Origin of the sequence: Kitasatospora sp. NPDC088779, assembly GCF_040685395.1 — a bacterium.
GTDB lineage: Bacteria > Actinomycetota > Actinomycetes > Streptomycetales > Streptomycetaceae > Kitasatospora.
In genome coordinates, this window is the sequence record NZ_JBFBHW010000002.1 from 116824 (window position 1) to 140770 (window position 23947).

Sequence of the window (23947 nt, forward strand, 5' to 3'; positions counted from 1 at the left end):
GTCGGCCGCTCAGCGGTCGTAGTCGACCGTCACCCGGTCGGTGATCGGGCGGGCCTGGCAGGTGAGGACGTAGCCGGCAGCCAGCTCCTTCTCCTCCAGCGCGAAGTTGCGGCGCATCTCGACCTCGCCCTCGGTGACCAGCGCACGGCAGGTGCCGCAGACCCCGCCCTTGCAGGCGAACGGCAGGTCGGGGCGGGAGCGCTGGGCACCGTCCAGGATCGAGCGGTCGCACGGCAGGGAGAGCGTGCTGCCGCGCCCGTCCAGGACGACGGTGACCTCGCTGTGCGGGCCGTCGGCCGCTCCCGCCGCGCCGTCCCGGTCCTCCGGTCGCTCGGACACCGGCTCGTCCTCGGCGTGGAACAGTTCCTGGTGCACGCGCTCGCCCGGCACGCCCAGCCCGGCGAGCAGCTCCTTCGCCCCCGCGACCATCCCGAACGGGCCGCACAGCCACCAGTGCCCGACGCTCCCGACATCCACCAGCGCCCCCAGCAGCGCCCCCACCCGCTCCGGGTCCAGCCGCCCGCTGAGCAGTTCGGCGTCACGGGTCTCCCGGGACAGGACGTGGACCAGCTGGAAGCGGCCGAGGTAGCGGTCCTTCAGGTCGGCCAGCTCGTCCGCGAACATCACGGTGTCGCTGCGCCGGTTGCCGTACAGCAGGGTGACGGTGGAGCTGCGGTCGGCGGCCAGGACGGACGCGGCGATCGACAGCATCGGGGTGATGCCGGAACCGGCCGCGAGCAGCACGTGCTCGGCCGGAACGCCGAGGTCGGGGGTGAACAGGCCCGACGGCGTCAGCACGTCCACCTCCTCGCCCGGCCCCGCGTCCCGGACCAGCCACCGGGAGAACAGCCCGCCGGGCACCTCCCGGACGGCAATCCGCAGCGGCCCGTCGGCGGGGGCGCAGATCGAGTACGAGCGGCGCTCGTCGACGCCCTCCACCACCTTGCGCAGCGTCAGGGTCTGCCCCGGCCGGAATACGAAGTCCGCCGCGAGCCCGTCCGGCACCTCGAAGGTCACCGCCACGGCGTCGTCGCAGAGCCGCTCGACCCGCTCGATCCGCAGCCGGTGGAAGGTCGGGCGGCGGGCGGGGCGCAGCGTGGACACCGCGGCCTCAGCGGGAGTGTCGGCGTGCGCGGCGGCGGAGGCTTCGGTCTGGGATGCGTCGGCCTGGGACGCGGCGGGCTGGGAGGCGTCGGCCTGGGACGCGGCGGGCGAAGCGGCGGGCATTCAGATCTCCTTGACGCGTTCGAACGGCTCCCGGCAGGCGCGGCAGCGCCAGAGCGCCTTGCAGGCGGTGGAACCGAAGCGGGACAGCTCCTCCGTGTCCGCACCGCCGCAGCGCGGGCAGGGCACGGGGGCGGCTGCGGAAGCGAAAGCGGCAGCGGAGGTGCCGGCCGGAGCGGCGGTGCGGGTGGGACCGAGCGCGAGCGGGACCGGGCCGGCCACGCCGGCGGCGGAGGTCGGACGCGGCGGGGCGATACCCGCCTCGACGAGTTTGCGGCGGCCCTCGGCGGTGATCAGATCGGTCGACCACGGCGGATCCAGCCGCAGCCGGACCCGGACGTCCCGGTACCCGGCCGCGCGCAGCCGGCGGTCCACGTCTGCGGCCATCTCGGCCACGGCGGGGCAACCCGAGTAGGTCGGGGTCAGCCAGGCGGTCACCGCGCCGTCGTCCACCGCCACCTCGGCCAGCACGCCCAGGTCGGCCAGGGTCAGCATGGGCAGCTCCGGGTCCGGCACGGCCGCCGCGACCTCCCAGGCCGTCCCGCGCTCCGTCAGCGCCGCGCTCACCACGTCGCCCCCGGGTGCGCGCGGGCCAGCACCTGGAATTCGGCGAGCAGCGGGCCGAGCGCCTCGGTGTGCACGCCGTCCCGGCCGGCCCGGCCGAGCACGGTGGCCAGCGACCGCACGTCCGGTACGGTCAGCCCGGCCTCGGCGAGAACGGCGCCGAGCGAGCGCAGCACCGGTTCGCGCAGCGCCGCCGGATCGGCGCCCGTCCGCAGCTCCACCGGGTGGGCCGTGAACAGTTCCTCCAGCAGCGGCCAGAGCGCGTCCAGCCCGGCCTGCATCCGCGCCGAGGAGTACGGCGTGCCGTCACCGAGCCGAAGCGTCCAGGCGGTGGCGTACTCGCGGTGGTACGCCAGCTCCTTGACGCCCCGGGCGGCGACCGCCGCCAGCACCGGGTCCGGGTGCGCGCTCAGCGCCTCGTACAGGGCGCAGCGCGCGGTGGCGAACAGCAGCAGCCGGGCGATCGAGTGGGCGAAGTCGCCGTTCGGGGCCTCGACCAGCCGGACGTTGCGGAACTCGTGGTCCTCCCGCCAGTACGCCAGGTCGTCCTCGGTGCGGCCGGAGCCGTCCGCCTGGCCGGCCCGGGTGAGCAGCAGCCGGGCCTGGCCGAGCAGGTCGAGGCCCAGGTTGGCGAGCGCGACCTCCTCCTCCAGTTCGGGCGCCCGGGTGCACCACTCGATCAGGCGCTGGGAGAGGATCAGGGCGTCGTCTCCGAGCATCAGGCAGTAGGCGGCGAGGTCCGCGCCGTCCACTCCGGCGGGCACGGCGGTGTCCACGCCGAGCAGCGGGTCGGCGAAGCCCGTCCCGTACGCCCAGCGGCCCTCGCCCTCGGGGCCGGGCGTGGCTTCGGCGAGGCCGAGGTAGACGTGGTCGTCGGCGTCGACGTCAGCGTCGGCCTGCGTGCTGTGGTCCTGCATGGCGGTTCCCCCGTCAGATGTGCGGGACATCCTCGGGGATGTCGTAGAAGGTCGGGTGGCGGTAGACCTTGTCCCCGCTGGGCTCGAAGAACGGGTCGCGCTCGTCCGGGGTGGAGGCGGTGATCGCGTCCGAGCGGACCACCCAGAGGCTGACGCCCTCGTTGCGGCGGGTGTAGAGGTCGCGGGCGGCGAGCAGGGCCATCCGGTCGTCGGCCGCGTGCAGCGAACCGACGTGGACGTGGTTCAGCCCGCGCCGGGGGCGCACGAACACCTCGTACAGCGGCCAGCCGGCCTTGGACTCGGTCACTTTCCGTTCTCCTGTTCCGTGGGCTCGCCCGTACGCCCGGGCTGCCCGGCTTCGACGGGCGGTTCGGATCCGGTGGGCTGCCCGGGTTCGGCGGACTGTTCGGCGCGGCGCTTGGCCGCGTAGGCGACGGCCGCCTCACGGACCCAGGCACCGTCCTCGTGCGCCGTCCGGCGGCGGTCGACCCGCTGGGCGTTGCACGGGCCCTGGCCGTGGATGACCCTGGTCAGCTCGGACCAGTCCGGCTCGCCGAAGTCCCAGCCGCCGCGTTCCTCGTTCCGGCGCAGCTCGGGATCCGGGAGCGTGACGCCCAGGTGCTCGGCCTGCGGGACGGTCATGTCGACGAAGCGCTGACGCAGCTCGTCGTTGGTGTGCCGCTTGATCCGCCAGGCCATCGAGCGGGCGGTGTTCGGCGAGTCGGCGTCCGGGGGCCCGAACATCATCAGAGACGGCCACCACCAGCGGTCCACCGCGTCCTGGACCATCCGGCGCTGCGCCTCGGTGCCGCGCATCAGTGTCAGCAGCAGCTCGTAGCCCTGCCGCTGGTGGAACGACTCCTCCTTGCAGATCCGCACCATCGCGCGGGCGTACGGGCCGTAGCTGCAGCGGCACAGCGGGACCTGGTTGCAGATCGCGGCGCCGTCGACCAGCCAGCCGATCACACCGACGTCGGCGAAGGTGAGGGTCGGGTAGTTGAAGATCGAGGAGTACTTCTGCCGGCCGGAGATCAGCTTCTCGGTCAGCTCGGCGCGGTCGACACCCAGGGTCTCGGCGGCGGCGTAGAGGTAGAGGCCGTGGCCGGCCTCGTCCTGGGCCTTGGCGAGCAGGATCGCCTTGCGGCGCAGCGAGGGGGCGCGGGTGAGCCAGTTGCCCTCGGGCTGCATGCCGATGATCTCGGAGTGGGCGTGCTGGGCGATCTGGCGGACCAACGTGGCCCGGTAGGCGTCGGGCATCCAGTCCCTGGGCTCGATCCGCTGCTCGGCGGCGACGACCGCCTCGAACCGGTCCTCCAGCGCCTGCGCGGGGACCGCCTCGGCCACCTCTGCTGTCACCACGATCACCTCTCGTGTCCCGCGCCGGCGCCCGCGGCGCCAACCGACTGACCGTTCGGTCGGTACCATTCTGCGCGGCAAGGTGGAGGGATGGCAAGGGACGCGGGTGAGGGGCGGGGTTTCGGGCGGCGGACAGTCGTCGACGGGCGGGCTGCCGCGAGCGGGTGGGCAACAAACAGATAACAGCTAACAGATTTCATTATCTGTTAGCTGTTATCTGTCAGCTGTTACTTGTCATCCGTCTTCTGTTCTCTGTTCCCTGCTCCCTGCTCCCTGCTCCCTGTTCGCCGACAGCCCCCGGCCGCCGGCAGCCCGCTCAACCCTCCGTGCGGTCGCGCAGCCTCGGCAGCGGTACGGCGAGGAGCGCGGCCAGCAGGGCGATCCGGGGTGCCAGCTGGTCGAGCCGGATGTGCTCGTGCCGGGCGTGAGCACCGGCACCGACCGCGCCGAAGCCGTCCAGCGTCGGCAGCCCGCGCGAGCCCGGCAGATTGGTGTCCCCCGCGCCGCCCGCCGGACCGCCGTCCAGCTGCTGCCCGAGCACCGCGGCGAGTGAACGAACGTGCCGCAGCAGCGGGTTGCCGGTGCGCTCGGGCCACGCCGGACGGCTGGACAGCACCTCGGTCCGGACCCTGGCCCCCGGGCGCAGCGCGGTGAGCCGAGCCAGGTTGTCGAGCGTACGGCGCTGCGCCTCGACGGTGGAGAACCGCAGGCCGAGCTCGGCCTCGGCCCGGCCCGCGACCACGTTGGCCCGCGAACCCCCGCTGATCCGACCGGCGTTGAGCTCCGTCCCCGGCTGTCCCGCGAGGCCGCGGACGACGACGAGCTGGTCGACGAGTTCGTCGACCGCCGACACCCCGTCGTGGGCGTCGTTGCCCGCGTGGGCCTCACGCCCGGTGACCGTGAGCCGGACCCGAGTGCTGCCGCGCCGGGCCGTCTTCAACCGGCCGTCGGGGTGCGGAGGTTCGAGCCCGAGGACCGCGGCCGCACCGCGCAACTGGCGCTCGACCAGGCGCCGTCCGTCCGGACTGCCGACCTCCTCGTCGGAGACGACGACCAGCCGGACGGCGCGGTGCGGCCGCTGCCCGAGGTCGGCGAGCAGGGCGAACGCGCCTTCCAGGATGGCGAGTCCGCCCTTCATGTCGACGACGCCGGGGCCGCTGAGCAGACCGTCCTGCTCGGTGACCGGCCAGTCGGCGAGGGTGCCCACCGGCCAGACGGTGTCGTGGTGGCCGACGATCAACAGGTGCGGCAGCGTCTCGTCCTGTCCCTCCCACTCCAGGACCAGGTGGTCACCGGCCGGCCCGGGCTCGCGTCGCGCGGTGGCACCGGTGGCGCTGAAACCGGCGCTCAACTCCTCGGCGAGAGCGTCGAGTCGGGGCACGTCTCCGCTGGGCGACTCGATCCGGGCCAGGTCCGTGCACCGGCGCCGGACGGCCCCGGCCAGCGTACGGGCGCGGGTGCTGAGGGCCTGCGGCAGGCCGGGGAGTGCGGCGGTCGCGGCAGCGGTGGCCGAGGCCGTGACGGTGGCCGTGACCGTGGCCGTGGCATGAGCGGTAGCAGTAGCGGTAGCGGTGAGGGCCTCACCGTCAGCAGCGGCCGGGAGGTCGACGGGGGCGCGGTCCGAGGCAGGGGCGGGCGCGGGGGCGGAGTCACCGTCGGGGGCGGCGGCACTCGGCGCGGCGGGCGACCCGACGATCTGGGGACTCAACGTTCGCCTCCGCGGCCGCCGCCGGTATTCAGCGGCCGGACCGGCCGGCCACCCCAACCCGGCTGCCAGGCCCGGCCGGACCGCGCCGATCGACCGGGATGGTGCCCGGCCCTTCGGAACGGACCGTCTGGCCCAAGTGCGGTGGAACGGCTGGGCGGCGTGCTTGGCATTGCGTCCTCCTCGCTCGATCCGGTGGCCCCGGTCCGCCCGGGGCCCCGTGGACGGCGGCTTCCTGACGGCGGGCGCAACGGGCCGGACCGCCGCAGGGAAGCCGAGATGTGAGCCTAGAAGAACCGTTCGGCTTCCTGCGAGGTGGCCCTGCTCCCAGCGTGCCGGGACCGGGCCCTCAGCCTCGGACACCCGTCGGAGAACAGCGGCGGGCGCGCGGCGCGCGGGCCTGGATCGGCGCGCGGGCGCGGTCGCCGGATCGCGCCCATCTCCACCATGGACCCGCCGCCCGGGTTCGGCAGCGCAAACCGCCAAGGCGCGGGATTTCCACGCCGGATGGGTGACAACGGCTCAGCGCGCGGTACGAACCGGGAGCACGCGACCGGCTCAGGGGGAGCCCGGTCCGACGCCCCGGGAACACTCGCGTGAACACCGGACGACATGACGCCTCACTCACCACCGCGCGCACCACCGGGCGTCGCGCATCGGCAGGACCAGCGACCACACGAGCCACGACGGCACCGCACCACCGCACCGCACCGCCCCACAGCGCCCGGTACCGGCTCAGGCGCCGTCCCCGACCAGCCCGGAATCGCGCGCGAGCAGCGCGGCCTGGACCCGGTTGCCGACGCCCAACCCGGTCAGGATCCGGCTGACGTGCGCCTTCACGGTGCTCTCGCGCATCCCGAGGACGCCGGCGATCTCCGCGTTGGAGAGCCCGTCGGCGAGTTCGCGCAGCACGTCGGTCTCGCGCGGGGTCAGCCCGGCGACCCGGTTGCGGGCGGCGACCGACCGGGGCGCGCCGGTGCGGTGGTAGCGGTCGATCAGTCGCCGCGCGGCCGCAGGGTGCAGCATCCCCTGACCGCCGGCGACGACGTGGACGGCCCGGGCGATCTCGGCGGGCGGGGTGTCCTTGAGCAGGAAGCCGTCGGCCCCGGCGGCGAGCGCCTGGTACACGTACTCGTCGAGGTCGAAGGTGGTGAGCGCGATCACGCGCGGGGCGTCGGGCAGTTCGCGCAGGCGCCTGGTGGCGGCGATGCCGTCGAGCCTGGGCATCCGGATGTCCATGAGCGCCACGTCGATCCGCTGGCTGCGGGCGAGTTCGACGGCCTGCAGTCCGTCGGTGGCCTCGGCGACCACGGTGAGGGCCGGGTCCTGGGCGAGCAGGTCGACGAGGCCGAGCCGCACCAGCGCGTCGTCGTCGACCACCATCGTGCGAATCATTCGGCGTCCTTCGGCTGCGGGGTCGGGGAGGGGGCAAGGGCCGGGGAAGGCCCGGATCCGGGGTCGTGTCCCGGTTCTGGGCCCGGTTCTGGGCCCGGTCCTGGCACGGGTCCTGGCACGGTCCGCGGCGGGCGCTCCGGTGCGGGCAGGCGGGCTGCGAGCCGGAAGCCGCCACCACCGTCCGGTCCCGCGTCGAGGTAGCCGCCGAGCGCGTCGACCCGTTCGGCGAGCCCCACCAGACCGTACCCGCCGCCGGTGCCCGGCCCGTTCGGCGACGCCTCCCCCGGACCGTTGCGGACCTCGACGGTGGTTGCCGGGGCGCCGTAGCGGACCCGGACGGTGACGGGCGCGGCGTGCGCGTACTTGCGGGCGTTGGTCAGCGCCTCCTGGACCAGGCGGTGCACGGCCAGCCGGTGGGTGGTGGGGACGGTCTCCGGGTCGCCGGAGAGGGCCAGTTCGACCTCTTGCCCGGCCGAAGTGGCCTCACCGACGAGTTCGGTGAGGTCGCGCAGCGCGGGCGCCGGGACGCACGCCGGGACGGGCACCGGGACGCGCGCCACCCGGGGCGGTGCGGCCGGCACCTCCTCGGCGGCCGGTGCTGTCGGCGGGTCGGCCCGCAGGGCGCCGAGGACGTCACGCAGGTCGTCGAGCGAGTGGGCGGCGGTGGTGCGCAGCAGTTCGAGGCGGTGGGTGAGCCGGTCCGGGTCGGCGGCGACGGTACCGGCGAGGGCCTGGTCGCGCAGCACCCCGGCGTGCAGCACCAGCAGGCTGAGACGGTGGGCGAGCACGTCGTGCATCTCCCGGGCGATCCGGGCCCGTTCGGCGGCCTGGGCCCGTTCGGCGCGCAACTCGCGCTCCCGGCGCAGCGCGTCCACCTGCTCGTGCAGGGTGCGGATCAGCACCCTGCGGCCGTGCAGCCACAGGCCGAAGGACAAGGTCGCCGCCTGAACGAGGAGTTGGGATCCGGTGGTGCCCGCCCAGCCGACCAGCGAATCGGCTCGGGTCGCGCCCACCATCGCGATGAGGGCGCCGCCGGCCGCCGCCGGGCCGGTCCGGCCGAGGGAGGCGAGGTAGTAGACGCTGAACAGCCCGGGAAAGGCGCGGTTGAACAGGCCGCCGGTGAGCACCGGCAGGACGGCGGAGGCCATCGGGTAGCGGCGGGCGAACAGCAGGGAGAGCGAGGCGAGGACGGCCACGACGGTCCGGGGCAGCCGAAACGGCTCATCGGCGTGGACCCACTGGGAGAGGCCCTCCTCGGCGGTGAGCGCGAGGATGCCGAGCAGCAGCAGGGTTTCGCTCCACAGCCGGCGGCCCGGGCCGTACCAGCCCAACAGGCCTGCGCGCATCGGGCCGCTCCCGTCCTCTCGCATCGGGCTCCCTCCGCGCTCGCTCCGTCCGTCCGTCGCCTGTCCGTCCGTCCGTCCGGCTCGATGTTACGGGCGGGCGGCGGGCGGGTGCCCCCTTCTCCCGGGTACCCGCACCCTCGACTTTCGTCGGGGGTACGCGTCGCTCGTCGGCCGATTCGGGGTGCGGCGGGGCTGCCTAGCGTCGAAGGCATGACCACCGAACAGCTCCGCCCGCGCCCCGACTTCCTCACCCCGCAGCGCAGTTCACGGTCCGCCGGGGACCACCTGCTGTTCCTCGCCGAGGCCCTGCGCACCTTCCACGACACCGGAGCGCTGGCCCCGAGCGGTGAGGACCTCGTGAACGCCCTGGTGGTTCCGGCCACCAGCCGCCCGAATCGGCCGATCTCGGTGCTGGAAGTCGGCGCCGGGACGGGCGTGGTGACCCGCCGGCTGGCCCAAGTACTGCTCCCGGGCGACCGGCTGCACGTCGTCGAGGCGAACCCGCGCTTCGCCGACCGGCTGCGCGAGGACCCGGTGCTGGCCGCACGACGCCCGGGTGTCGCCCTGCGGCTGTCGGCCTGCCGGGTGGAGGAACTGCCCCAGGACCAGACGAACGTGACGGGCCGAGCCGGCGAGACGGACGAGCGGTACGACGTGATCGTGTCGGGCCTGCCGTTCACCAACTTCGAGCCGGCCCAGGTACGCCACCTCCTCGACCTCTACCTGCGGCTGCTTCTGCCCGGGGGCGAGCTGACGTACTTCGGCTACCTCGGCACGACGACGGCCCGCACCCTGTCCTCGGGGCCCCGGCAGAGCGCCCGCCACCGGGCAGTGGTGCGACTGCTGCGGCGGTTCGAGGCGGCGTACGGGCTGGGTGAGCGCACGGTGTGGCGCAACCTGCCGCCGGCCCGCGCCTACCTGCTGCGGTCACTGGGTGGGCGGGAGGACTGGGGTCCGGCCTCGCCGCCAGAGCCCCCGGCCGGCGAGGCCGCGGCCGGCGAGGCACTCGCGTACGAGAACCGCAGCCGGGCGGCCGATCGAGTCGGCGGGTGACAGATAACAGGTGACAGCTTTCAGATAACAGATAACAGACGACAGCGAACAGATTTTGAAATCTGTTCGCTGTCGTGTCATAGTGGACCCCGGGTCACCCCACCCATCGCCGCACCCACCCCTGGAGTCCCCGTGGCCACGACCTCCCGCCCCACGCAGCGCACCCTCGGCACCTCCGGACCGGTCACCTCCGCCCTCGGCCTCGGCTGCATGGGCATGTCTGACCTGTACGGCCCGGCCGACGAGGCCGAGAGCATCGCCACCATCCACGCCGCGATCGACGCCGGGGTCACCCTGCTCGACACCGGCGACTTCTACGGCATGGGCCACAACGAGCTGCTGATCCACGAGGCCCTGCGCGGCCGCGCCCGCGAGAGCGTGCAGATCAGCGTGAAGTTCGGCGCCCAGCGCGGCCCGGACGGCCAGTGGCTCGGCTACGACGCGAGCCCCGCCGCCACCAAGACCGCCCTCGCCTACACGCTGCGCCGACTGCGCACCGACCACATCGACGTCTACCGCCCCGCCCGCCTGGACCCGAACGTCCCGGTCGAGGAGACCGTCGGCGCCATCGCGGACCTGGTGAAGGCCGGCTACGTCCGTCACATCGGCCTGTCGGAGGTCGGCGCCGACACCCTGCGCCGCGCCGCCGCCGTCCACCCGATCAGCGACCTGCAGATCGAGTACTCGCTGATCTCCCGCTCGGTCGAGGACGCCATCCTCCCCACCGCCCGCGAGCTCGGCATCGGCATCACCGCCTACGGCGTGCTCTCGCGCGGCCTGCTCAGCGGCCACTGGGACCAGGGCCGCGCCCTGGCCGGCACCGACTTCCGTGGCCACAGTCCGCGCTTCCAGGGCAACAACCTGGCCCACAACCTCGCGCTCGTCGAGGCACTGCGCGCGGTGGCCTCCGCGAAGGAGGCGAGCGTCGCCCAGGTCGCCATCGCCTGGGTCGCCTCGCGCGGGGAGGACGTCGTTCCGCTGGTCGGCGCCCGCCGCCGCGACCGCCTCACCGAGGCGCTGGGCGCGCTGGACGTCACGCTCACCGCGGCCGACCTCGCGGCCATCGAGGCGGCCGTCCCCGCCGGCTCCGCAGCGGGCGACCGCTACGCTGCCGCCCAGATGGAGCACCTGGACAGCGAGCACTGACCCACCGGAACCGGCCCGACGGCCGGGGACGGCAGCACCACCCTCGACCGCACGACCCTAAGGACGGACCTCCCCGTGACCACGGACACCACACTCACCGCCGAGCAGATCCTGATCGCGGCGGAGGACGTCCTCCGGCGGTTCGGCCCGGCCAAGGCCACCGTCGTGGACGTCGCCCGGATCCTCGGCGTCAGCCACAGCAGCGTCTACCGCCACTTCCCGAGCAAGGCCGCGCTGCGCGAGGCGGTCACCCAGCGCTGGCTCGACCAGGCGCACCACCAGCTCGCCTTCATCTCGACCGAGGCCGGCTCGGCCGTCGAGCGGCTGCACCGCTGGCTGGTGACGCTGTTCGCGGCCAAGCGGAAGAAGGCGCTGGACGACCCGGAGCTGTTCGCCACCTACATGGTGCTGGTCGAGGAGAACAGCGGCATCGTCGAGGCGCACATCGACACCCTGGTCACCCAGATCGCCCAGATCGTCCAGGACGGCATGGAGAGCAAGGAGTTCAAGCTCGCCCACATCCTCTCCACGGCCCGCGCCGTCTTCGACGCCACCGGCCCCTTCCACGACCCGGCGTACGCGTCCTCGTGGTCCGAGCCGACCATCGAGGACCGTTTCGAGGCCCTCTGGAAGCTCATCCTCGGCGGCCTGCTCACCAAGTGACGCCCCTCCGAAGCCCCGGGCGCCCCTGAACCCGGACACCGACGGCCGGGCTCGCCGGCACCGGAGCGAAACCCGGTCGCCGGCGGGCCCGGCCGTCCGGCAGACTGCCGCGCACGGTTGATCTCACTTGGAGGACGACATGCGTCCGGCCCGTCCGACCCCTCCGCCCCGTCCAACCCGTCCGACCCTGGACAGTTTGCAGGGGCTCGCCCTCGGCGACGCCTTCGGCGACCGCTGGTTCTCGTGGCCGCTCGACGAGGCGCCCGCCGCGCTGGCCGCTCGCCGGCTCCGCCCGGCGCCCTGGTACTGGACCGACGACACCGCGATGGCGCTGGTCCTCGTCCGCCACCTGGCCTCCTGGGGCGAGGTCCGACAGGATGCGCTGGCCGGCGAGTTCGCCGAGGAGTACGCCCGCGAGTACGGGCGCAAGTACGGCCCGTCGATGCACCGGGTACTGCGTGAGATCGGCGCCGGCGGGGACTGGCGCGCCATCACCTCGCGCCAGTTCGAGGGTCAGGGCTCGTACGGGAACGGCGCCGCGATGCGGGTCGCCCCACTGGGCGCCTGGTTCGCAGACGACCTGGACGCCGTCGCCCGGCAGGCCGAACTCCAGGCGCTCACCACGCACTTCCACCCGGAGGCGGTCGCGGGCGCGGTGGCAGTCGCCCTCGCCACGGCACTCGCTGTCCGCAGCCGGGGCCAAAACCCCCACGGCCGTGCCGAGTTGCTGGCGGAGGTGGCCGGGCGTCTGCCGGACGGCGAAGTGCGCTCCGGTCTACGGATCGCCGCCCGGCTGCCCGGACACACGAGCGTCCGGCAGGCCGCCAACGTACTCGGCTCCGGGTTCATGATCTCCGCCCCGGACACCGTCCCGTTCGCCCTCTGGTCCGCCGCCGGGCACCTGGACTCACTTCCCGAGGTCATCTGGCACACCCTGGAGGGCTGGGGCGACATGGACACCACCTGCGCGATCGCCGCCGGGGCGGTCGCCGCTCGCACCGGCCTCGCCGAGGTGCCGACCGCCTGGCTGGCCGCCCGCGAGGACCTGCCGGAGTGGGTCGCGGAGGCGTCGGCACCGACGCGCTGAGCCGAGCCGGCCGCCCCGTGGGCCTGGCCGGCTCGGCTGTGCGACACCGTGTCCGCGTCGGCGCGGGGCCGGTTCCCGGCGCTCGGGCTAGCGTCGGGAGCTGCCGAACACCAGCCGGTAGATGATCAGCAGCACCAGGGCCCCGCCGATCGCCGACACCCAGGTCGCCATGTCGAAGAAGTGCGCCGTCACCGACCTGTGCAGGAAGTGCGAGGCGATCCAACCGCCCACGAAGGAGCCGGCGATACCGATCAGGGTTGTCACGATCAGGCCGCCCGGGTCCTTCCCCGGCAGCAGCAGCTTGGCCAGTGCCCCCGCCAGCAGGCCAAGCACGATCCACGCGACGATGCTCATCTGTCCCTCCCGTCCACGGCGCGGCGGCCCCGTTCCGCCGCTCTGCCAGGAAGGACGCCGCCCACCACCGCCCGGTTCCGGCGCCGCGGGAGCACCGGCCCGAACCGGCCACCCCGGACCGGGCCGCTCCGGGCACGGCACCTTTCCGGCGGGGCGCCCGCGCCGGGATACTGCGGCCATGCGCATCCTGATCGCCACCGCCGGATCCCGGGGCGACGTGGCCCCGTTCACCGGGCTCGGCGCCCGCCTCCAGGCGGCCGGCCATCAGGTGGCCGTCGCAACCCACGCCACCTTCGCCGCCTCGGTGCGGACCGCAGGGCTGGAGTTCCGCCCGCTGCCGGTCGACCCGCGCGCCGAACTCGCCTCCGCCGAGGGGCGGCGCCTGCTCCAGGCCGGCACCGGACCTCGCGCCGTCCTGCAACTTCTACAGCTGGGGCGGAAGTTCATGCCGGAGCTCGCCGACGGCATCGCCGACGCCACGGCACTCGGCACCGACCTGCTGCTCACCACCAGCACCACCAGCCCGCTCGGCCAGGTCGCCGCCGAGGCTGCGGGCATTCCCAGCATCGGCCTACACCTCCAACCCCTCTCCCCCACCAGGGAGTTCGCGCCCGCTGTCACCGGTGCCCGCTCACTCGGCCGCCCGGGCAACCTGCTCGCGGGGCACGCCGTCCAGGTCGCGACCGACCAGCTCTTCGCCCCCGCCGTACGCGGGCTGCGGCGCCGCCTCGGCCTACCGCCGCTCGGCGCCGCCCACGCCAGGCGCAAGTACCCCGTCCTGCACGGGTTTTCGCCCGCCGTGGTCCCGCGGCCCGCCGACTGGCGCCCGGGGCTGGACGTGGCCGGTTACTGGTGGCCGGTACGGGATCCGGACTGGCACCCCCCGGCCCGACTGCTCGACTTCCTCGCCGCCGGACCGCCGCCGGTCTTCGTCGGCTTCGGCAGCCTGGTCGTCCCCGACCCCGGCCGGCTCACCGCGACGGTGGTCGCCGCGGTCCGCGCCGCCCGGGTCCGGGCCGTCCTGCAGTCGGGCTGGAGCGACCTCGGAGCCGGCGAGGCGGAGGACGTCCTGACCATCGGCGACGCCCCGCACGACTGGCTGTTCCCCCGCATGGCCGCCGTGATCCACCACGCCGGCGCCGGCACGACCGCCGCCACCCTGCGCTGCGGCACGCCGGCCGTACCGGTACCCGCACAGCTCGACGCCCCGTTCTGGTCCGACCGGCTCACCCGCCTCGGCGTCTCCCCCGGGCCGGTACCGCTGCACGCCCTCACCGCCGCACGCCTCGCCGCCGCCATCCGCCAGGCCCTCGACGACCCCCGCTACCGCGACCAGGCCCGGGCGGCGGCCGCCACGCTCGCGGCCGAGGACGGTGCGGCGAAGGTGCTCGCGGCCGTCGACCGGGCAGCGACTGGCGAATGACAGCGGGCAAACGGCAGTGAACAAGTAACAGTGAACAGCAAACAGATGACAGATTTCGAAATCTGTCATCTGTTTGCTGTTATCCGTCCGCTGTCACTTGTCAGCCGTCCGCCGCCGTCCGCCCGTGGCGCCCGCCCACCCGCCGGGCACCCGGGACAGCGCCCAGCACGAGGTACAGCACCGAGGCCGACCCGAAGCCGACCGCCCAGCCGTAGTCGGCCAGCGGCTTGAACACGGGCAGCAGCCCGTCCGCCGGGAACGGCCCGCCGTACGAGCCGCCGATCGCCAGGACGCCCCCGACCAGCAGTGCCGTCACCGCCCGCCAGTTCCACCCGCCCGCGTACCAGTAGGCCCCGCCCGGCTGGTACAGCTCGGCGAGTTGCAGCCGGGTGCCACGCAGCACCCAGTAGTCGGCGATCAGGACCCCGGCCACCGTCCCGAGCAGGCCGCCGACCACACCCAGCCAGGTGAAGATGTACACGTGCGGGTCGGAGATCAGCCTCCACGGGAAGATCGCGATCCCGACGACGCCGGTGATCAGCGCCCCGGTACGGAAGTCGACCAGCCGGGGCAGCAGGTTGGCGAGGTCGTAGGCCGGCGAGACGACGTTGGCGGCGATGTTCACCGACAGCGTCGCGATCAGGACGGTCAGCAGCGCGAACAGGATGCCGACCGGGTTCTCCATCTTCGCGGCGAGTTCGATCGGATCCCACACCGGTGCGCCGTAGACGGCCTGCGAGCCGGAGGTGACGAGGACGGACAGCAGCGCGAAGAGCGTCATCGTGGTCGGCAGGCCGAGCGCCTGCCCGCGGATCTGGGCGCGCTGGCTGCCCCCGAAGCGGGTGAAGTCGGGGATGTTGAGCGACAGGGTCGACCAGAACCCGATCATGCCCATCAGCGCGGGGAAGAAGACCTTCCAGAACCCGCCGCCCCAGCCCAGTTCGGACGGCTGGTCGAGCAACGGACCGAACCCGCCCGCCTTCACGGTGATCCATGCCAGCAGCGCCAGCGCGCCGACGATCACGAACGGCGCGGCCCAGTTCTCGAACCGCCGGAGGGTCTCCATCCCACGGGCGATGATGGCCATCTCGATCAGCCAGAACAGCAGGAACGACACCCACTGCGTCCATGGATAGCCGCCGAACTCCGCTGCCGTGCGCCAGGATTCTCCCAGCAGCTTGCCGGCCAGCAGGAAGATCCCCTCGCCGCCGATCCAGCTCTGGATGCCGAACCAGGCGCAGGCCACCGCCGCCCGGATGAGCGCGGGCAGGTTGGCGCCGCGCAGTCCGAACGCGGCCCGGGCGAACACCGGGAACGGAATGCCGTACTTCGTCCCGGCGTGCCCGGTGAGCAGCATCGGCACGAGCACCACGAGGTTGGCGAGCGCGATGGTCAGCACGGCCTGCTTCCAGTCCATGCCGAGCGCGACGAGCCCCGAGGCGAGCGTCCAGGACGGGATGTTGTGGGCCATGCCGACCCAGAGCGCCAGGAAGTTGTAGGTGGTCCAGGTGCGCCGTGCCACCGGGACCGGCCGCAGGTCGTCGTTGGTGAAGCCGTTGGACGGCAACTCTCCTGCGGCCGGTTCGAGTTCGACCCGGCCGTCGGAGTGATGCCGCTGCCCGCCGCCGCTGGTCGCGGTGTCGGCCATGGTCAACTCCCCTCCGCGTGAATGGCGTTACGTCTGGGGTTGGCGGGACAGGTGCGGGATGACGTCGGTCCCGTAGGCGTCGATGGTGGCCTCGACGGCGTCGTGCATGGCGTAGACGGCGAACTGGTCGACGCCGAGGGAGCGGAGGTGCTCCAGGCGGGCGAGTTGGGCCTGCGGCGGGCCGATGAGGCAGAAGCGGTCGACGATCTCGTCCGGCACGAAGGCGGTGTCGGGGTTCCCGGCCCGGCCGTGGTGGCTGTAGTCGTAGCCCTGGCGGCCCTTGATGTAGTCGGTGAGGGCCTCCGGGACGAGCTCGGAGTGTGCGCCGTAGTGGCTGACCAGGTCGGCCACGTGGTTGCCGACCATCCCGCCGAACCAGCGGCACTGCTCCCGGGCGTGGGCGAGCGCGGCGGGCGAGTCGTCGGCGGTCACGTAGGCGGGGGCGGCGACGCAGATGGTGACGGCGTCCGGGTCCCGGCCGGCCTCGGCCGCTGCGGACCGCACCGCCTTGACCATGTACTCGGTGAGGTACGGGTCGGCCAGCTGGAGGATGAATCCGTCGGCCTGACGACCGGTCAGTGCGAGCGCCTTCGGCCCGTACGCGCCCATCCAGATGGGGAGTTGGGCGCCTGGGCCGACCCACGGAAGGTGCATCTCGGTGCCGTCCACCTCGACCGTCCGCCCCTCGGCCAGCTCCTTGATGGCGTGCATGGCCTGGGAGAGCCGGGCGAGGGTGGCGGGGTGGCGTCCGGCGACCCGCATGGCGGAGTCGCCGCGGCCGATGCCGCAGACGGTGCGGTTGCCGTACATGTCGTTGAGCGTGGCGAACAGGGAGGCGGTGACCTCCCAGGTCCGGGTGGAGGGGTTGGTGACCATCGGTCCGACGGTCAACCTCCGCGTCTCGGCGAGGATCCGGCTGTAGATGACGAACGGCTCCTGCCACAGGACGCAGGAGTCGAAGGTCCAGCCGTGGCTGAACCCGGCCTGTTCGGCGCGGATCATCCGGTCGATGAGCAGGCGGGCGGGCGGGTCTGTCTGCAGGACGAGGCCGATGTCCATGGTGGCTCCGGGGAGGGTGGTTCCGCCGCCCGGGCGGTCGTGCGCACAGGCCCGGGCGGCGGCGCGGGAGAGTGGTCAGGTCAGGTACTGGCAGGTGTCGCGGCGCAGGAACGTGCCGTGGCCGGCCCGGCCGAGCCAGGTTTCGCCGTCCAGCACGACGGTGCCGCGCGAGAGCACGGTGCGGGCGCGGCCGGCGAGTTGGCGGCCCTCGTACGCCGAGTAGTCGACGTTCATGTGGTGCGTGGCGGCGGAGACGGTCTGCACGGCGGTGGGGTCGTAGACGACGAGGTCGGCGTCGGCGCCGGGCGCGATGGTGCCCTTGCGCGGGTGCAGCCCGAACATCCGGGCGGGCGTGGTGCAGGCGATCTCGATCCAGCGCCGACGGGTGATGTGCCCGTCCACGACGGCCTGGTGGAGCAGGTCCATCCGGTTCTCCACGCCGGGCAGGCCGTTGGGGATCTTCGAGAAGTCGCCGCGGCCGAGTTCCTTCTGCCCGGTGAAGCAGAACGGGCAGTGGTCGGTGGAGACCACCTGGAGGTCGTTGGCGCGCAGTCCGCGCCAGAGCGTCTCCTGGTGCTCGCGCGGCCGAAGCGGCGTGCTGCACACGTACTTGGCGCCCTCGAAGCCGTCGGCACCGGTCTCGGCGAGGTTGTCGGTGGAGAGGAACAGGTACTGCGGGCAGGTCTCGCCGAAGACGTTGAGCCCGGCGTCGCGGGCCTGGACGAGCTCGGCGAGGGCGGCGGCCGCGGAGACGTGGACGACGTAGAGCGGGCTGCCGGCGACCTGGGCGAGCTTGATGGCCCGGTGGGTGGCCTCGGCCTCCAGGAGTTCGCGGCGGACCTCGCCGTGGTAGCGGGGTGCGGTGTGCCCGGCGGCGAGGGCCTGTTCGACCAGGACGTCGATGGCGATGCCGTTCTCGGCGTGCATCATGATCAGCCCGCCGTTGACCGCGCCGCGCTGCATGGCGCGCAGGATGCGGCCGTCGTCGCTGTAGAAGACGCCGGGGTAGGCCATGAAGAGCTTGAAGGAGGTGGACTCGCCGGAGTCGACGAGGGCGTCCATCTCCTTGAGGACGCCCTCGTTGACGTCGGAGACGATGGTGTGGAAGGCGTAGTCGACGGCGCAGTTGCCGTCGGCCTTGGCGTGCCAGGTGTCCAGGCCCTCGCGCAGCGAGCCGCCGACGGACTGCACGGCGAAGTCGACGATGGTGGTGGTGCCGCCCCAGGCAGCGGCCCGGGTGCCGGTCTCGAAGGTGTCGGAGGCCGAGGTGCCGCCGAAGGGCAGTTCCATGTGGGTGTGGGCGTCGACGCCGCCCGGGATGACGTAGTGGCCGGTGGCGTCGATGACGGTGTCGGCGCTCCAGGCCTCGGCGGTGGAGCTGCCGGTGGTGGCGAGGGCGGCGATGCGTTCGCCCTCGATGAGGACGTCGGCGTGGAGTTCGTCGGCGGCGGTGATGACGAGGCCGCCGCGGACGATGGTGCGCTGGTGCGGGTCGCGGGTGGTCATCGCGCTGCTCCTCAGGCCTCGGCGAGCGGTCCGTAGGCGTCGGGGCGGCGGTCCCGGTAGAACGCCCACTGCTGGCGGACCTGTTCGATCAGGCCGAGGTCGAGGTCGCGGACGACGAGCTCCTCCTCCTTGTCGGAGGCGACGTCGCCGACGAACTGGCCGCGCGGGTCGACGAAGTAGGAGGTCCCGTAGAAGTCGTTGTCGCCGTACTCCTCGGTGCCGACGCGGTTGATGGCGGCGACGAAGTACTCGTTGGCGACGGCGGCGGCGGGCTGTTCCAGCTGCCAGAGGTAGGCGGAGAGGCCTCTGCTGGTGGCGGAGGGGTTGTAGACGATCTGCGCTCCGGCCAGGCCCAGGGCGCGCCAGCCCTCGGGGAAGTGGCGGTCGTAGCAGATGTAGACGCCGACCTTGCCGACGGCGGTGTCGAAGACGGGCCAGCCGAGGTTGCCGGGCTTGAAGTAGTACTTCTCCCAGAAGCCCTTGACCTGCGGGATGTGGTGCTTGCGGTACTTGCCGAGGTAGCTGCCGTCGGCGTCGATGACGGCGGCGGTATTGTAGTAGACCCCGGCCTGTTCCTCCTCGTAGACCGGGACGACGATCACCAGGCCGAGTTCACGGGCGAGGTCCTGCATCCGGCAGACGGTGGGGCCGTCGGGGACGGCTTCGGCCCAGCGGTAGTGCTCGGCTTCCTGGACCTGACAGAAGTACGGGGCGTTGAAGACCTCCTGGAAACCGATGATCTTCGCGCCCTGGGCGGCGGCCTCGCGGGCGTACCGCTCGTGAAGGGCGATCATGCTCTCCTGGTCGCCGGTCCAGCGGGTCTGGACGAGCGCGGCACGGACGATCTGCGACATGGATACCTCCGCAACTCCGCCGCCCGGCCATGGGGTCGGGCCTGCGGTCTGAGGGTTGACGGGGCGGGCGGGTCTCGTCTGCGGACCGCCGGGGATCCGCAGGGGTCTACGTGCGTAGAAAGCGGTCTGTAGACCGTAGGCCGGGCCTCGGTGGCCTGACAATACGTTGGCGGTAACGCATCTGGGGCGATCTCGTGACGCGGACACGCAGAGGGTCCTGGATGGGATGAAACGATCATTTACCCCGCGAGTGGGGTCCTTACGCATGCGAGTGCCGTTCGGCGGTTCCGGTCCAGAACGGCTCGACGGCCGGTCGGCCGGTCGGCCGGGGGTGGATTAGCGCGGCGCAGCCGAAGGCGGCCGGCCGAGGGGTAACGGGCAGCCGGCGGCGAGCCGACCGGCGGCGGAGCCGGGCGATCCGGCCCCATCCGGCTTGACTTCGTCCGGTTGGCTCGGGAAGGATCCGGCGCATGGACACCGGCACCACTCTGGTCTGCCGCCTGCACGTCGATCTGCGACGCCAGGCGAGTTCCATCTGTGCCTGTTGACCTTGGCTCTCCGCGCTGCCCCCGCCCTGTGACGTCCGCCAGGGCCCGCGCCGCACACCCGCACCCAGCGTTCTGATTCCCGCCCCGCCCGGCGCATCCGCGCGTGCCGTGCCGCTCCGTCGGCCCGTGCCCTCGCCCGCCGCCGGACCAGGGCGCACCCCGCCGACGTTCCCGCTGCACCCGAGGACGCCCCCATGAGCCTGAACCTCGCCCCCGACGAACCCGCTGCCGCCCAAGCCCCGACCCCGGCACCGGCACCGGCCAGAACAGCCAAGGCCACGGCCACCGCCACCGCCACCGCCACCGCCACCGCCACCGCGGAGACCCGCGCGCCGCTCACCCCGAGCGCCCTGCGCACCGTCGTCCGCGAACTGGCCGAACAGCCCGACCAGTGGATCCACCTCGTCCGGCTCTCCACCGAGGAGCGCTGGTACCGGCGGCTGGTGGCCGACGACGACCACGAGGTGTGGCTGATCAGCTGGCTGCCCGGCCAGTCCACCGGCTTCCACGACCACGGCGGCTCGCGCGGCGCGTTCACCGTCGCCCTCGGCGAGCTGGAGGAGCTGTCCCTCGGCGGGCCGGAGCAGGGCCTGCTGATCCGCCGGGTCCCGGCCGGCACCGCCCGCGCCTTCGGCCCCGAGTACGTGCACGACGTGCGCAACACCGCGTCCGGCCCGGCCGTGACTTTGCACGCCTACTCGCCCCCGCTGGGCTCGATGGCGCACTACGACCTGCGGGCCGGCGGGCTCGTCCGTACCTCGGAGGAAGGACCGGAGCAATGGTGACCACGATCGACGACCTGGTGGAGCGGGCCCGCGAGGGCGTCCACCGTCCGCGCGCCCGAGAGGCGTACCAGTCGCAGCTGGACGGCGCGCTGCTGGTGGACATCCGTCCGGCGGCGCAGCGGGCGGCGGAGGGGGAGATCCCCGGCTCGCTGATCATCGAGCGCAACGTCCTGGAGTGGCGGCTGGACCCGACGGGCAGTCACCGGATCCCCGAGGCGTCGGATTACGACGTCGAGGTGATCGTGGTCTGCTCGGAGGGGTACGCCTCCAGCCTGGCGGCGGCCTCGCTGCGCGAGCTGGGGCTGCACCGGGCGACCGATCTGGACGGCGGCTTCGTCGGCTGGGCGGCCTCCGGGCTGCCGACGCGCCGGGGCGGCTGAGAGTCTGGAGGGCCGGGGCGCTCGGCGGCTGACGGGCTGATCGTCCGGGGCCCGAGCCCTCGACCCGCCGTCAGGGTGTCCGTGTCCCGCCCCTCTGACCTGCCGGAACGTCGGGCGTCCGGTCGGCCCCGGCCGTCCGGAGGCGGGGTCCGGGCCCCGTGCCGGGTGGTAAGTGAGAGACAGGAGATGATGCAGGTCATAGTCTGATCAGAGTTTCCGCCGGTCCGAAGCTGGGCAGCCACGCGGGCGGAAGAACGCCCGGGCGGTCGATCCGACAGACGCCGTCACGGCAGCGGCCGGTACGGCCCACGCCGTCGCCGCTTGTCGACGAACCGCCATCAACCGTACGACCGAAACAGGCGCCGCCTCCCCGGGGCGCCCTGACGAGGAAACTCCCCGTGATCAGATTCGAGGGCGCCGGCAAGCGCCACCCCGACGGCACCATCGCCGTCGAGGGCCTGGACCTGGACGTCCCGACCGGTCGGATAACCGTCCTGGTCGGACCGTCCGGGTGTGGCAAGACCACCCTGCTGCGCATGGTCAACCGGATGGTCGAGCCGACCTCGGGCCGGGTGCTGCTGGACGACACGGACGTCGCCGAACTGGAGCCCGCCAAGCTGCGCCGTGGCATCGGCTACGTGATCCAGCAGGCCGGCCTGTTCCCGCACCGCAAGGTGATCGACAACGTCGCCACCGTGCCCTACCTGCTCGGCTGGGACCGCAAGAAGGCCCGCGCCCGGGCCGCCGAACTGCTCGAACTGGTCGGGCTCGCTCCCGAGACCGGCAAGCGGTACCCGTTCCAGCTGTCCGGCGGCCAGCAGCAGCGGGTGGGCGTGGCCCGCGCCCTCGCGGCCGACCCGCCGGTGCTGCTGATGGACGAGCCGTTCAGCGCCGTCGACCCGGTGGTGCGCGCCGGGCTCCAGGAGGAACTGCTGCGGCTCCAGTCCGAGCTACACAAGACGGTGCTGTTCGTCACCCACGACATCGAGGAGGCCGTCCGGCTCGGCGACCAGGTGGTGGTCCTGCGCGAACACGGCCGGATCGCCCAGCTCGCCGACCCGCACACCCTGCTCACCACCCCCGCGGACGACGGCGTGGCCGCCTTCCTCGGCCGCGACCGGGGCCTGCGCGGCCTCGCCCTGCGCCCCGCGACCACCGTCGCCGTCCGCCCGGTGGCCGACGGGCTGCGCTACGGCGGCTGGGAACTGGCGCTGGACGACGAGCGCCGCCCGATCGGCTGGATCGACCGCGACGCCGCCACCGCCGAGCTGCACCCGGTCTCCGGCTACCGGCCGGACGCCGACACCCTGCGCACCGCGCTGGACGCCGCCGTCCTCTCCCCCGCCGGGGCCGCCGTGGCCCTGGACGCCGACGGCCGGGCCACCGGCACCGCGAGCCGCGAGGCCGTCCTCGCCGCACTGTCCACCCCTGTGGCCGCCGCGGCGGCCGACGCAGCGGGCACGGCGGGCGGTGCGGGAGCCGGTGGCCCTGTGGACGCGGCGGGCGGTGCGGCAGCCGGCGCGGCGGCCGGTGACCTCACGGACGGGGCGGCCGGTGGACGGTGAACCGATCGTCCGCTGGTACTGGATCGGCGACCACCTCGGCTACCTCGGCGACCTACTCGCCGACCACGCCGTGATCTCCCTGCTTCCGGTGCTCATCGGCCTGCTGCTGGCCGTCCCGCTGGGCCTGGCCTGCACCCGCTTCCCCCGGCTGTACCAACCGCTGTCCGCCGTCTTCAACATCGTCTACGCGCTGCCCTCGCTGGCCGTGTTCGTGGTGCTCATCCCCTACACCGGCCTCGCCACCCAGGCCACCGTGATGATCCCGCTCACCTTCTACGCGCTCGCCGTGCTGCTGCCGACCACCGTGGACGGCCTGCGCGCCGTCCCGGACCCGGTCCGGCAGGCCGCCACCGCGATGGGGTACGGGCCGTGGCACCGGCTGACCTCCGTCGAGCTGCCCGCCGCCGTGCCGTACCTGATCGCCGGGCTGCGGGTCGCGGCGGTGTCCAGCATCTCGCTGGCCAGCGTCGGCGCGCTGATCGGGCGCGGCGGGCTCGGCTACCTGTTCATCGACGGCTTCCAGCGCACGTTCCCGACCCCGATCGTGGCCGGCATCGCGCTGATCGCCGCCCTCGCGCTGGCCGTCGACCTGCTGCTGGTGGGCGCCCGCCGGCTGCTCGCGCCCTGGGCCGTCCGGGAGAAGGGAGCCGGTTCGTGAACTGGCTGAACTGGCTGGGCGACTTCTTCTCCGCCCCCGACCACCGCAGCGGCCCGGACTCGATCGTGCACCGGATCACCGAGCACCTGGTGCTCTCCGGCGAGGCCCTGCTGTTCGCAGCGCTGCTCGCCGTGCCGCTCGGGCTGCTGATCGGTTACACCGGGCGCGGCGTCACGCTCGTGACGGCCTTCGCCGGTGCCACCCGCGCCCTGCCGACGCTCGGCCTGGTGACGCTGGCGGTGCTGCTCGGCGGGGTCGGGGACACGGCCGTGCTGATCCCGCTGGTCGCGCTCGCCGCGCCACCGCTGCTGGTGGCCGCCGTCGAGGGGGTGCGCGGCACCGACCCGGACGTCCGGGACGCGGCGCGCGGCATCGGGCTGACCCACCCGCAGGTGCTGTGGCAGGTCTGCCTGCCATCCGGGGCGCCGACCCTGCTCGCGGGCTTTCGCACCGCGACCGTCCAGGTGATCGCGACCGCCACCGTGGCCGCGTACGTCGGGCTGGGCGGCCTCGGCCGCTACGTCATCGACGGACTGGCCACCCGCAAGTACGCCGTCACCGTCGGCGGCGCACTGCTGGTGGTGCTGCTCGCGGTCGGCGCCCAGCTGTTCTTCGCCCTGCTCGCCCGGTACGCGCTCCCGCCCGGGATGCGCGCCCAGCGCCGGGCCCGCTGAACCTCGTTCCCCATCCTCTCCGGAAGGACATCTGTCA

24 protein-coding genes are annotated in these 23947 nt (G+C 73.4%); 11 read left to right on the top strand and 13 right to left on the bottom strand.

The genetic code is table 11. From position 1 onward, the window contains the following. Positions 1-9 precede the first annotated feature (9 nt). The 8 genes from paaE to AB0P03_RS02145 all read right to left on the bottom strand — a co-directional run bounded on the left by paaE (position 10) and on the right by AB0P03_RS02145 (position 8507). Entirely contained in the window at positions 10-1227 is a 1218-nt protein-coding gene (gene paaE, locus AB0P03_RS02110; protein ID WP_363627586.1) for a 1,2-phenylacetyl-CoA epoxidase subunit PaaE, read from the bottom strand. Then, positions 1228-1794 (bottom strand): 1,2-phenylacetyl-CoA epoxidase subunit PaaD, encoded by a 567-nt coding sequence (gene paaD / locus AB0P03_RS02115; RefSeq protein WP_363627587.1) that lies wholly within the window; start codon positions 1792-1794, stop codon positions 1228-1230. It abuts the gene before it with no gap. Continuing rightward, entirely contained in the window at positions 1788-2705 is a 918-nt protein-coding gene (paaC, locus tag AB0P03_RS02120; protein ID WP_363627588.1) for a 1,2-phenylacetyl-CoA epoxidase subunit PaaC, read from the bottom strand. Before paaC ends, paaD begins: the two co-directional genes overlap by 7 nt. 13 nt (positions 2706-2718) lie before the next feature. Further along, positions 2719-3012: a 1,2-phenylacetyl-CoA epoxidase subunit PaaB gene (paaB, locus tag AB0P03_RS02125; RefSeq protein ID WP_030056311.1), complete on the bottom strand. Its 294-nt coding sequence runs from the start codon at positions 3010-3012 to the stop codon at positions 2719-2721. Then, on the bottom strand, positions 3009-4064 hold the full coding sequence (gene paaA / locus AB0P03_RS02130; protein ID WP_363627589.1) for a 1,2-phenylacetyl-CoA epoxidase subunit PaaA: 1056 nt from the start codon (positions 4062-4064) through the stop codon (positions 3009-3011). Before paaA ends, paaB begins: the two co-directional genes overlap by 4 nt. Before the next feature lie 313 nt (positions 4065-4377). Then, a complete protein-coding gene (locus tag AB0P03_RS02135) occupies positions 4378-5769 on the bottom strand; it encodes a M20/M25/M40 family metallo-hydrolase (protein ID WP_363627590.1) in 1392 nt (463 codons plus the stop codon). A 732-nt stretch (positions 5770-6501) separates the two neighbouring features. Next, entirely contained in the window at positions 6502-7161 is a 660-nt protein-coding gene (locus AB0P03_RS02140; RefSeq protein WP_363579436.1) for a response regulator transcription factor, read from the bottom strand. After that, positions 7158-8507, bottom strand: coding sequence for a histidine kinase (locus AB0P03_RS02145; RefSeq protein ID WP_363627591.1), 1350 nt, complete (start codon positions 8505-8507; stop codon positions 7158-7160). The genes AB0P03_RS02140 and AB0P03_RS02145 overlap by 4 nt, the downstream gene beginning before the upstream one ends. Positions 8508-8717: 210 nt before the next feature. Here AB0P03_RS02145 and AB0P03_RS02150 point away from each other — a divergent pair, with 210 nt between their 5' ends. The 4 genes from AB0P03_RS02150 (at position 8718) to AB0P03_RS02165 (ending at position 12456) form a co-directional block, all read left to right on the top strand. Next, positions 8718-9560 carry a methyltransferase domain-containing protein gene (locus AB0P03_RS02150; protein ID WP_363579440.1) on the top strand — a complete coding sequence of 281 codons (843 nt, stop codon included), beginning with the start codon at positions 8718-8720 and terminating at the stop codon, positions 9558-9560. Between the two features lie 132 nt (positions 9561-9692). Continuing rightward, positions 9693-10706, top strand: a complete 1014-nt coding sequence (locus tag AB0P03_RS02155) for an aldo/keto reductase (RefSeq protein WP_363627592.1) — start codon at positions 9693-9695, stop codon at positions 10704-10706. 75 nt (positions 10707-10781) lie between these two features. Then, positions 10782-11369 (top strand): TetR family transcriptional regulator, encoded by a 588-nt coding sequence (locus tag AB0P03_RS02160; RefSeq protein WP_363579444.1) that lies wholly within the window; start codon positions 10782-10784, stop codon positions 11367-11369. Positions 11370-11508: 139 nt separating this feature from the next. Then, complete coding sequence (locus tag AB0P03_RS02165; RefSeq protein ID WP_363627593.1) at positions 11509-12456, top strand: ADP-ribosylglycohydrolase family protein; 948 nt, start codon at positions 11509-11511, stop codon at positions 12454-12456. Between the two features lie 87 nt (positions 12457-12543). Here the strand turns inward: AB0P03_RS02165 and AB0P03_RS02170 are convergent, their stop codons facing one another. Continuing rightward, complete coding sequence (locus AB0P03_RS02170) at positions 12544-12810, bottom strand: GlsB/YeaQ/YmgE family stress response membrane protein (protein ID WP_350875097.1); 267 nt, start codon at positions 12808-12810, stop codon at positions 12544-12546. 178 nt (positions 12811-12988) lie between these two features. Here AB0P03_RS02170 and AB0P03_RS02175 point away from each other — a divergent pair, with 178 nt between their 5' ends. Then, on the top strand, positions 12989-14233 hold the full coding sequence (locus AB0P03_RS02175; RefSeq protein ID WP_363627594.1) for a glycosyltransferase: 1245 nt from the start codon (positions 12989-12991) through the stop codon (positions 14231-14233). A 100-nt stretch (positions 14234-14333) separates the two neighbouring features. Here the strand turns inward: AB0P03_RS02175 and AB0P03_RS02180 are convergent, their stop codons facing one another. The 4 genes from AB0P03_RS02180 to AB0P03_RS02195 all read right to left on the bottom strand — a co-directional run bounded on the left by AB0P03_RS02180 (position 14334) and on the right by AB0P03_RS02195 (position 19300). Further along, the gene (locus tag AB0P03_RS02180) at positions 14334-15881 is read right to left on the bottom strand and encodes an NCS1 family nucleobase:cation symporter-1 (RefSeq protein ID WP_363579450.1); all 1548 of its coding nucleotides are present in this window, start codon (positions 15879-15881) and stop codon (positions 14334-14336) included. Positions 15882-15908: 27 nt separating this feature from the next. Then, positions 15909-16940 carry a TIGR03842 family LLM class F420-dependent oxidoreductase gene (locus tag AB0P03_RS02185; RefSeq protein ID WP_363616574.1) on the bottom strand — a complete coding sequence of 344 codons (1032 nt, stop codon included), beginning with the start codon at positions 16938-16940 and terminating at the stop codon, positions 15909-15911. 75 nt (positions 16941-17015) lie between these two features. Then, on the bottom strand, positions 17016-18446 hold the full coding sequence (gene hydA / locus AB0P03_RS02190; RefSeq protein ID WP_363579454.1) for a dihydropyrimidinase: 1431 nt from the start codon (positions 18444-18446) through the stop codon (positions 17016-17018). Positions 18447-18457: 11 nt separating this feature from the next. Further along, on the bottom strand, positions 18458-19300 hold the full coding sequence (locus AB0P03_RS02195) for a nitrilase-related carbon-nitrogen hydrolase (protein ID WP_363579456.1): 843 nt from the start codon (positions 19298-19300) through the stop codon (positions 18458-18460). 470 nt (positions 19301-19770) lie between these two features. Between AB0P03_RS02195 and AB0P03_RS02200 the strand changes: the two genes are divergently transcribed. The 6 genes from AB0P03_RS02200 (at position 19771) to AB0P03_RS02225 (ending at position 23910) form a co-directional block, all read left to right on the top strand. Next, a complete protein-coding gene (locus AB0P03_RS02200) occupies positions 19771-19848 on the top strand; it encodes a putative leader peptide (protein ID WP_106981192.1) in 78 nt (25 codons plus the stop codon). A gap of 194 nt (positions 19849-20042) precedes the next feature. Beyond that, positions 20043-20633, top strand: a complete 591-nt coding sequence (locus AB0P03_RS02205; RefSeq protein ID WP_363579458.1) for a cysteine dioxygenase family protein — start codon at positions 20043-20045, stop codon at positions 20631-20633. Next, positions 20627-21013, top strand: coding sequence for a rhodanese-like domain-containing protein (locus AB0P03_RS02210; RefSeq protein ID WP_363579460.1), 387 nt, complete (start codon positions 20627-20629; stop codon positions 21011-21013). Before AB0P03_RS02205 ends, AB0P03_RS02210 begins: the two co-directional genes overlap by 7 nt. 398 nt (positions 21014-21411) lie before the next feature. Further along, positions 21412-22578 carry an ATP-binding cassette domain-containing protein gene (locus AB0P03_RS02215; protein ID WP_363579461.1) on the top strand — a complete coding sequence of 389 codons (1167 nt, stop codon included), beginning with the start codon at positions 21412-21414 and terminating at the stop codon, positions 22576-22578. After that, positions 22568-23236: an ABC transporter permease gene (locus tag AB0P03_RS02220; RefSeq protein ID WP_363579463.1), complete on the top strand. Its 669-nt coding sequence runs from the start codon at positions 22568-22570 to the stop codon at positions 23234-23236. The genes AB0P03_RS02215 and AB0P03_RS02220 overlap by 11 nt, the downstream gene beginning before the upstream one ends. Continuing rightward, entirely contained in the window at positions 23233-23910 is a 678-nt protein-coding gene (locus tag AB0P03_RS02225) for an ABC transporter permease (RefSeq protein ID WP_363579465.1), read from the top strand. Before AB0P03_RS02220 ends, AB0P03_RS02225 begins: the two co-directional genes overlap by 4 nt. The last annotated feature ends 37 nt before the right edge of the window (positions 23911-23947 follow it).

Coding starts and splice junctions, on each gene's coding strand:
- paaE (WP_363627586.1), bottom strand. CDS start 1,227: ATGCCCGCCGCTTCGCCCGCCGCGTCCCAGGCCGACGCCTCCCAGCCC.
- paaC (WP_363627588.1), bottom strand. CDS start 2,705: ATGCAGGACCACAGCACGCAGGCCGACGCTGACGTCGACGCCGACGAC.
- AB0P03_RS02140 (WP_363579436.1), bottom strand. CDS start 7,161: ATGATTCGCACGATGGTGGTCGACGACGACGCGCTGGTGCGGCTCGGC.
- AB0P03_RS02145 (WP_363627591.1), bottom strand. CDS start 8,507: ATGCGCGCAGGCCTGTTGGGCTGGTACGGCCCGGGCCGCCGGCTGTGG.
- AB0P03_RS02150 (WP_363579440.1), top strand. CDS start 8,718: ATGACCACCGAACAGCTCCGCCCGCGCCCCGACTTCCTCACCCCGCAG.
- AB0P03_RS02165 (WP_363627593.1), top strand. CDS start 11,509: ATGCGTCCGGCCCGTCCGACCCCTCCGCCCCGTCCAACCCGTCCGACC.
- AB0P03_RS02170 (WP_350875097.1), bottom strand. CDS start 12,810: ATGAGCATCGTCGCGTGGATCGTGCTTGGCCTGCTGGCGGGGGCACTG.
- AB0P03_RS02175 (WP_363627594.1), top strand. CDS start 12,989: ATGCGCATCCTGATCGCCACCGCCGGATCCCGGGGCGACGTGGCCCCG.
- AB0P03_RS02180 (WP_363579450.1), bottom strand. CDS start 15,881: ATGGCCGACACCGCGACCAGCGGCGGCGGGCAGCGGCATCACTCCGAC.
- AB0P03_RS02185 (WP_363616574.1), bottom strand. CDS start 16,940: ATGGACATCGGCCTCGTCCTGCAGACAGACCCGCCCGCCCGCCTGCTC.
- hydA (WP_363579454.1), bottom strand. CDS start 18,446: ATGACCACCCGCGACCCGCACCAGCGCACCATCGTCCGCGGCGGCCTC.
- AB0P03_RS02195 (WP_363579456.1), bottom strand. CDS start 19,300: ATGTCGCAGATCGTCCGTGCCGCGCTCGTCCAGACCCGCTGGACCGGC.
- AB0P03_RS02200 (WP_106981192.1), top strand. CDS start 19,771: ATGGACACCGGCACCACTCTGGTCTGCCGCCTGCACGTCGATCTGCGA.
- AB0P03_RS02205 (WP_363579458.1), top strand. CDS start 20,043: ATGAGCCTGAACCTCGCCCCCGACGAACCCGCTGCCGCCCAAGCCCCG.
- AB0P03_RS02210 (WP_363579460.1), top strand. CDS start 20,627: ATGGTGACCACGATCGACGACCTGGTGGAGCGGGCCCGCGAGGGCGTC.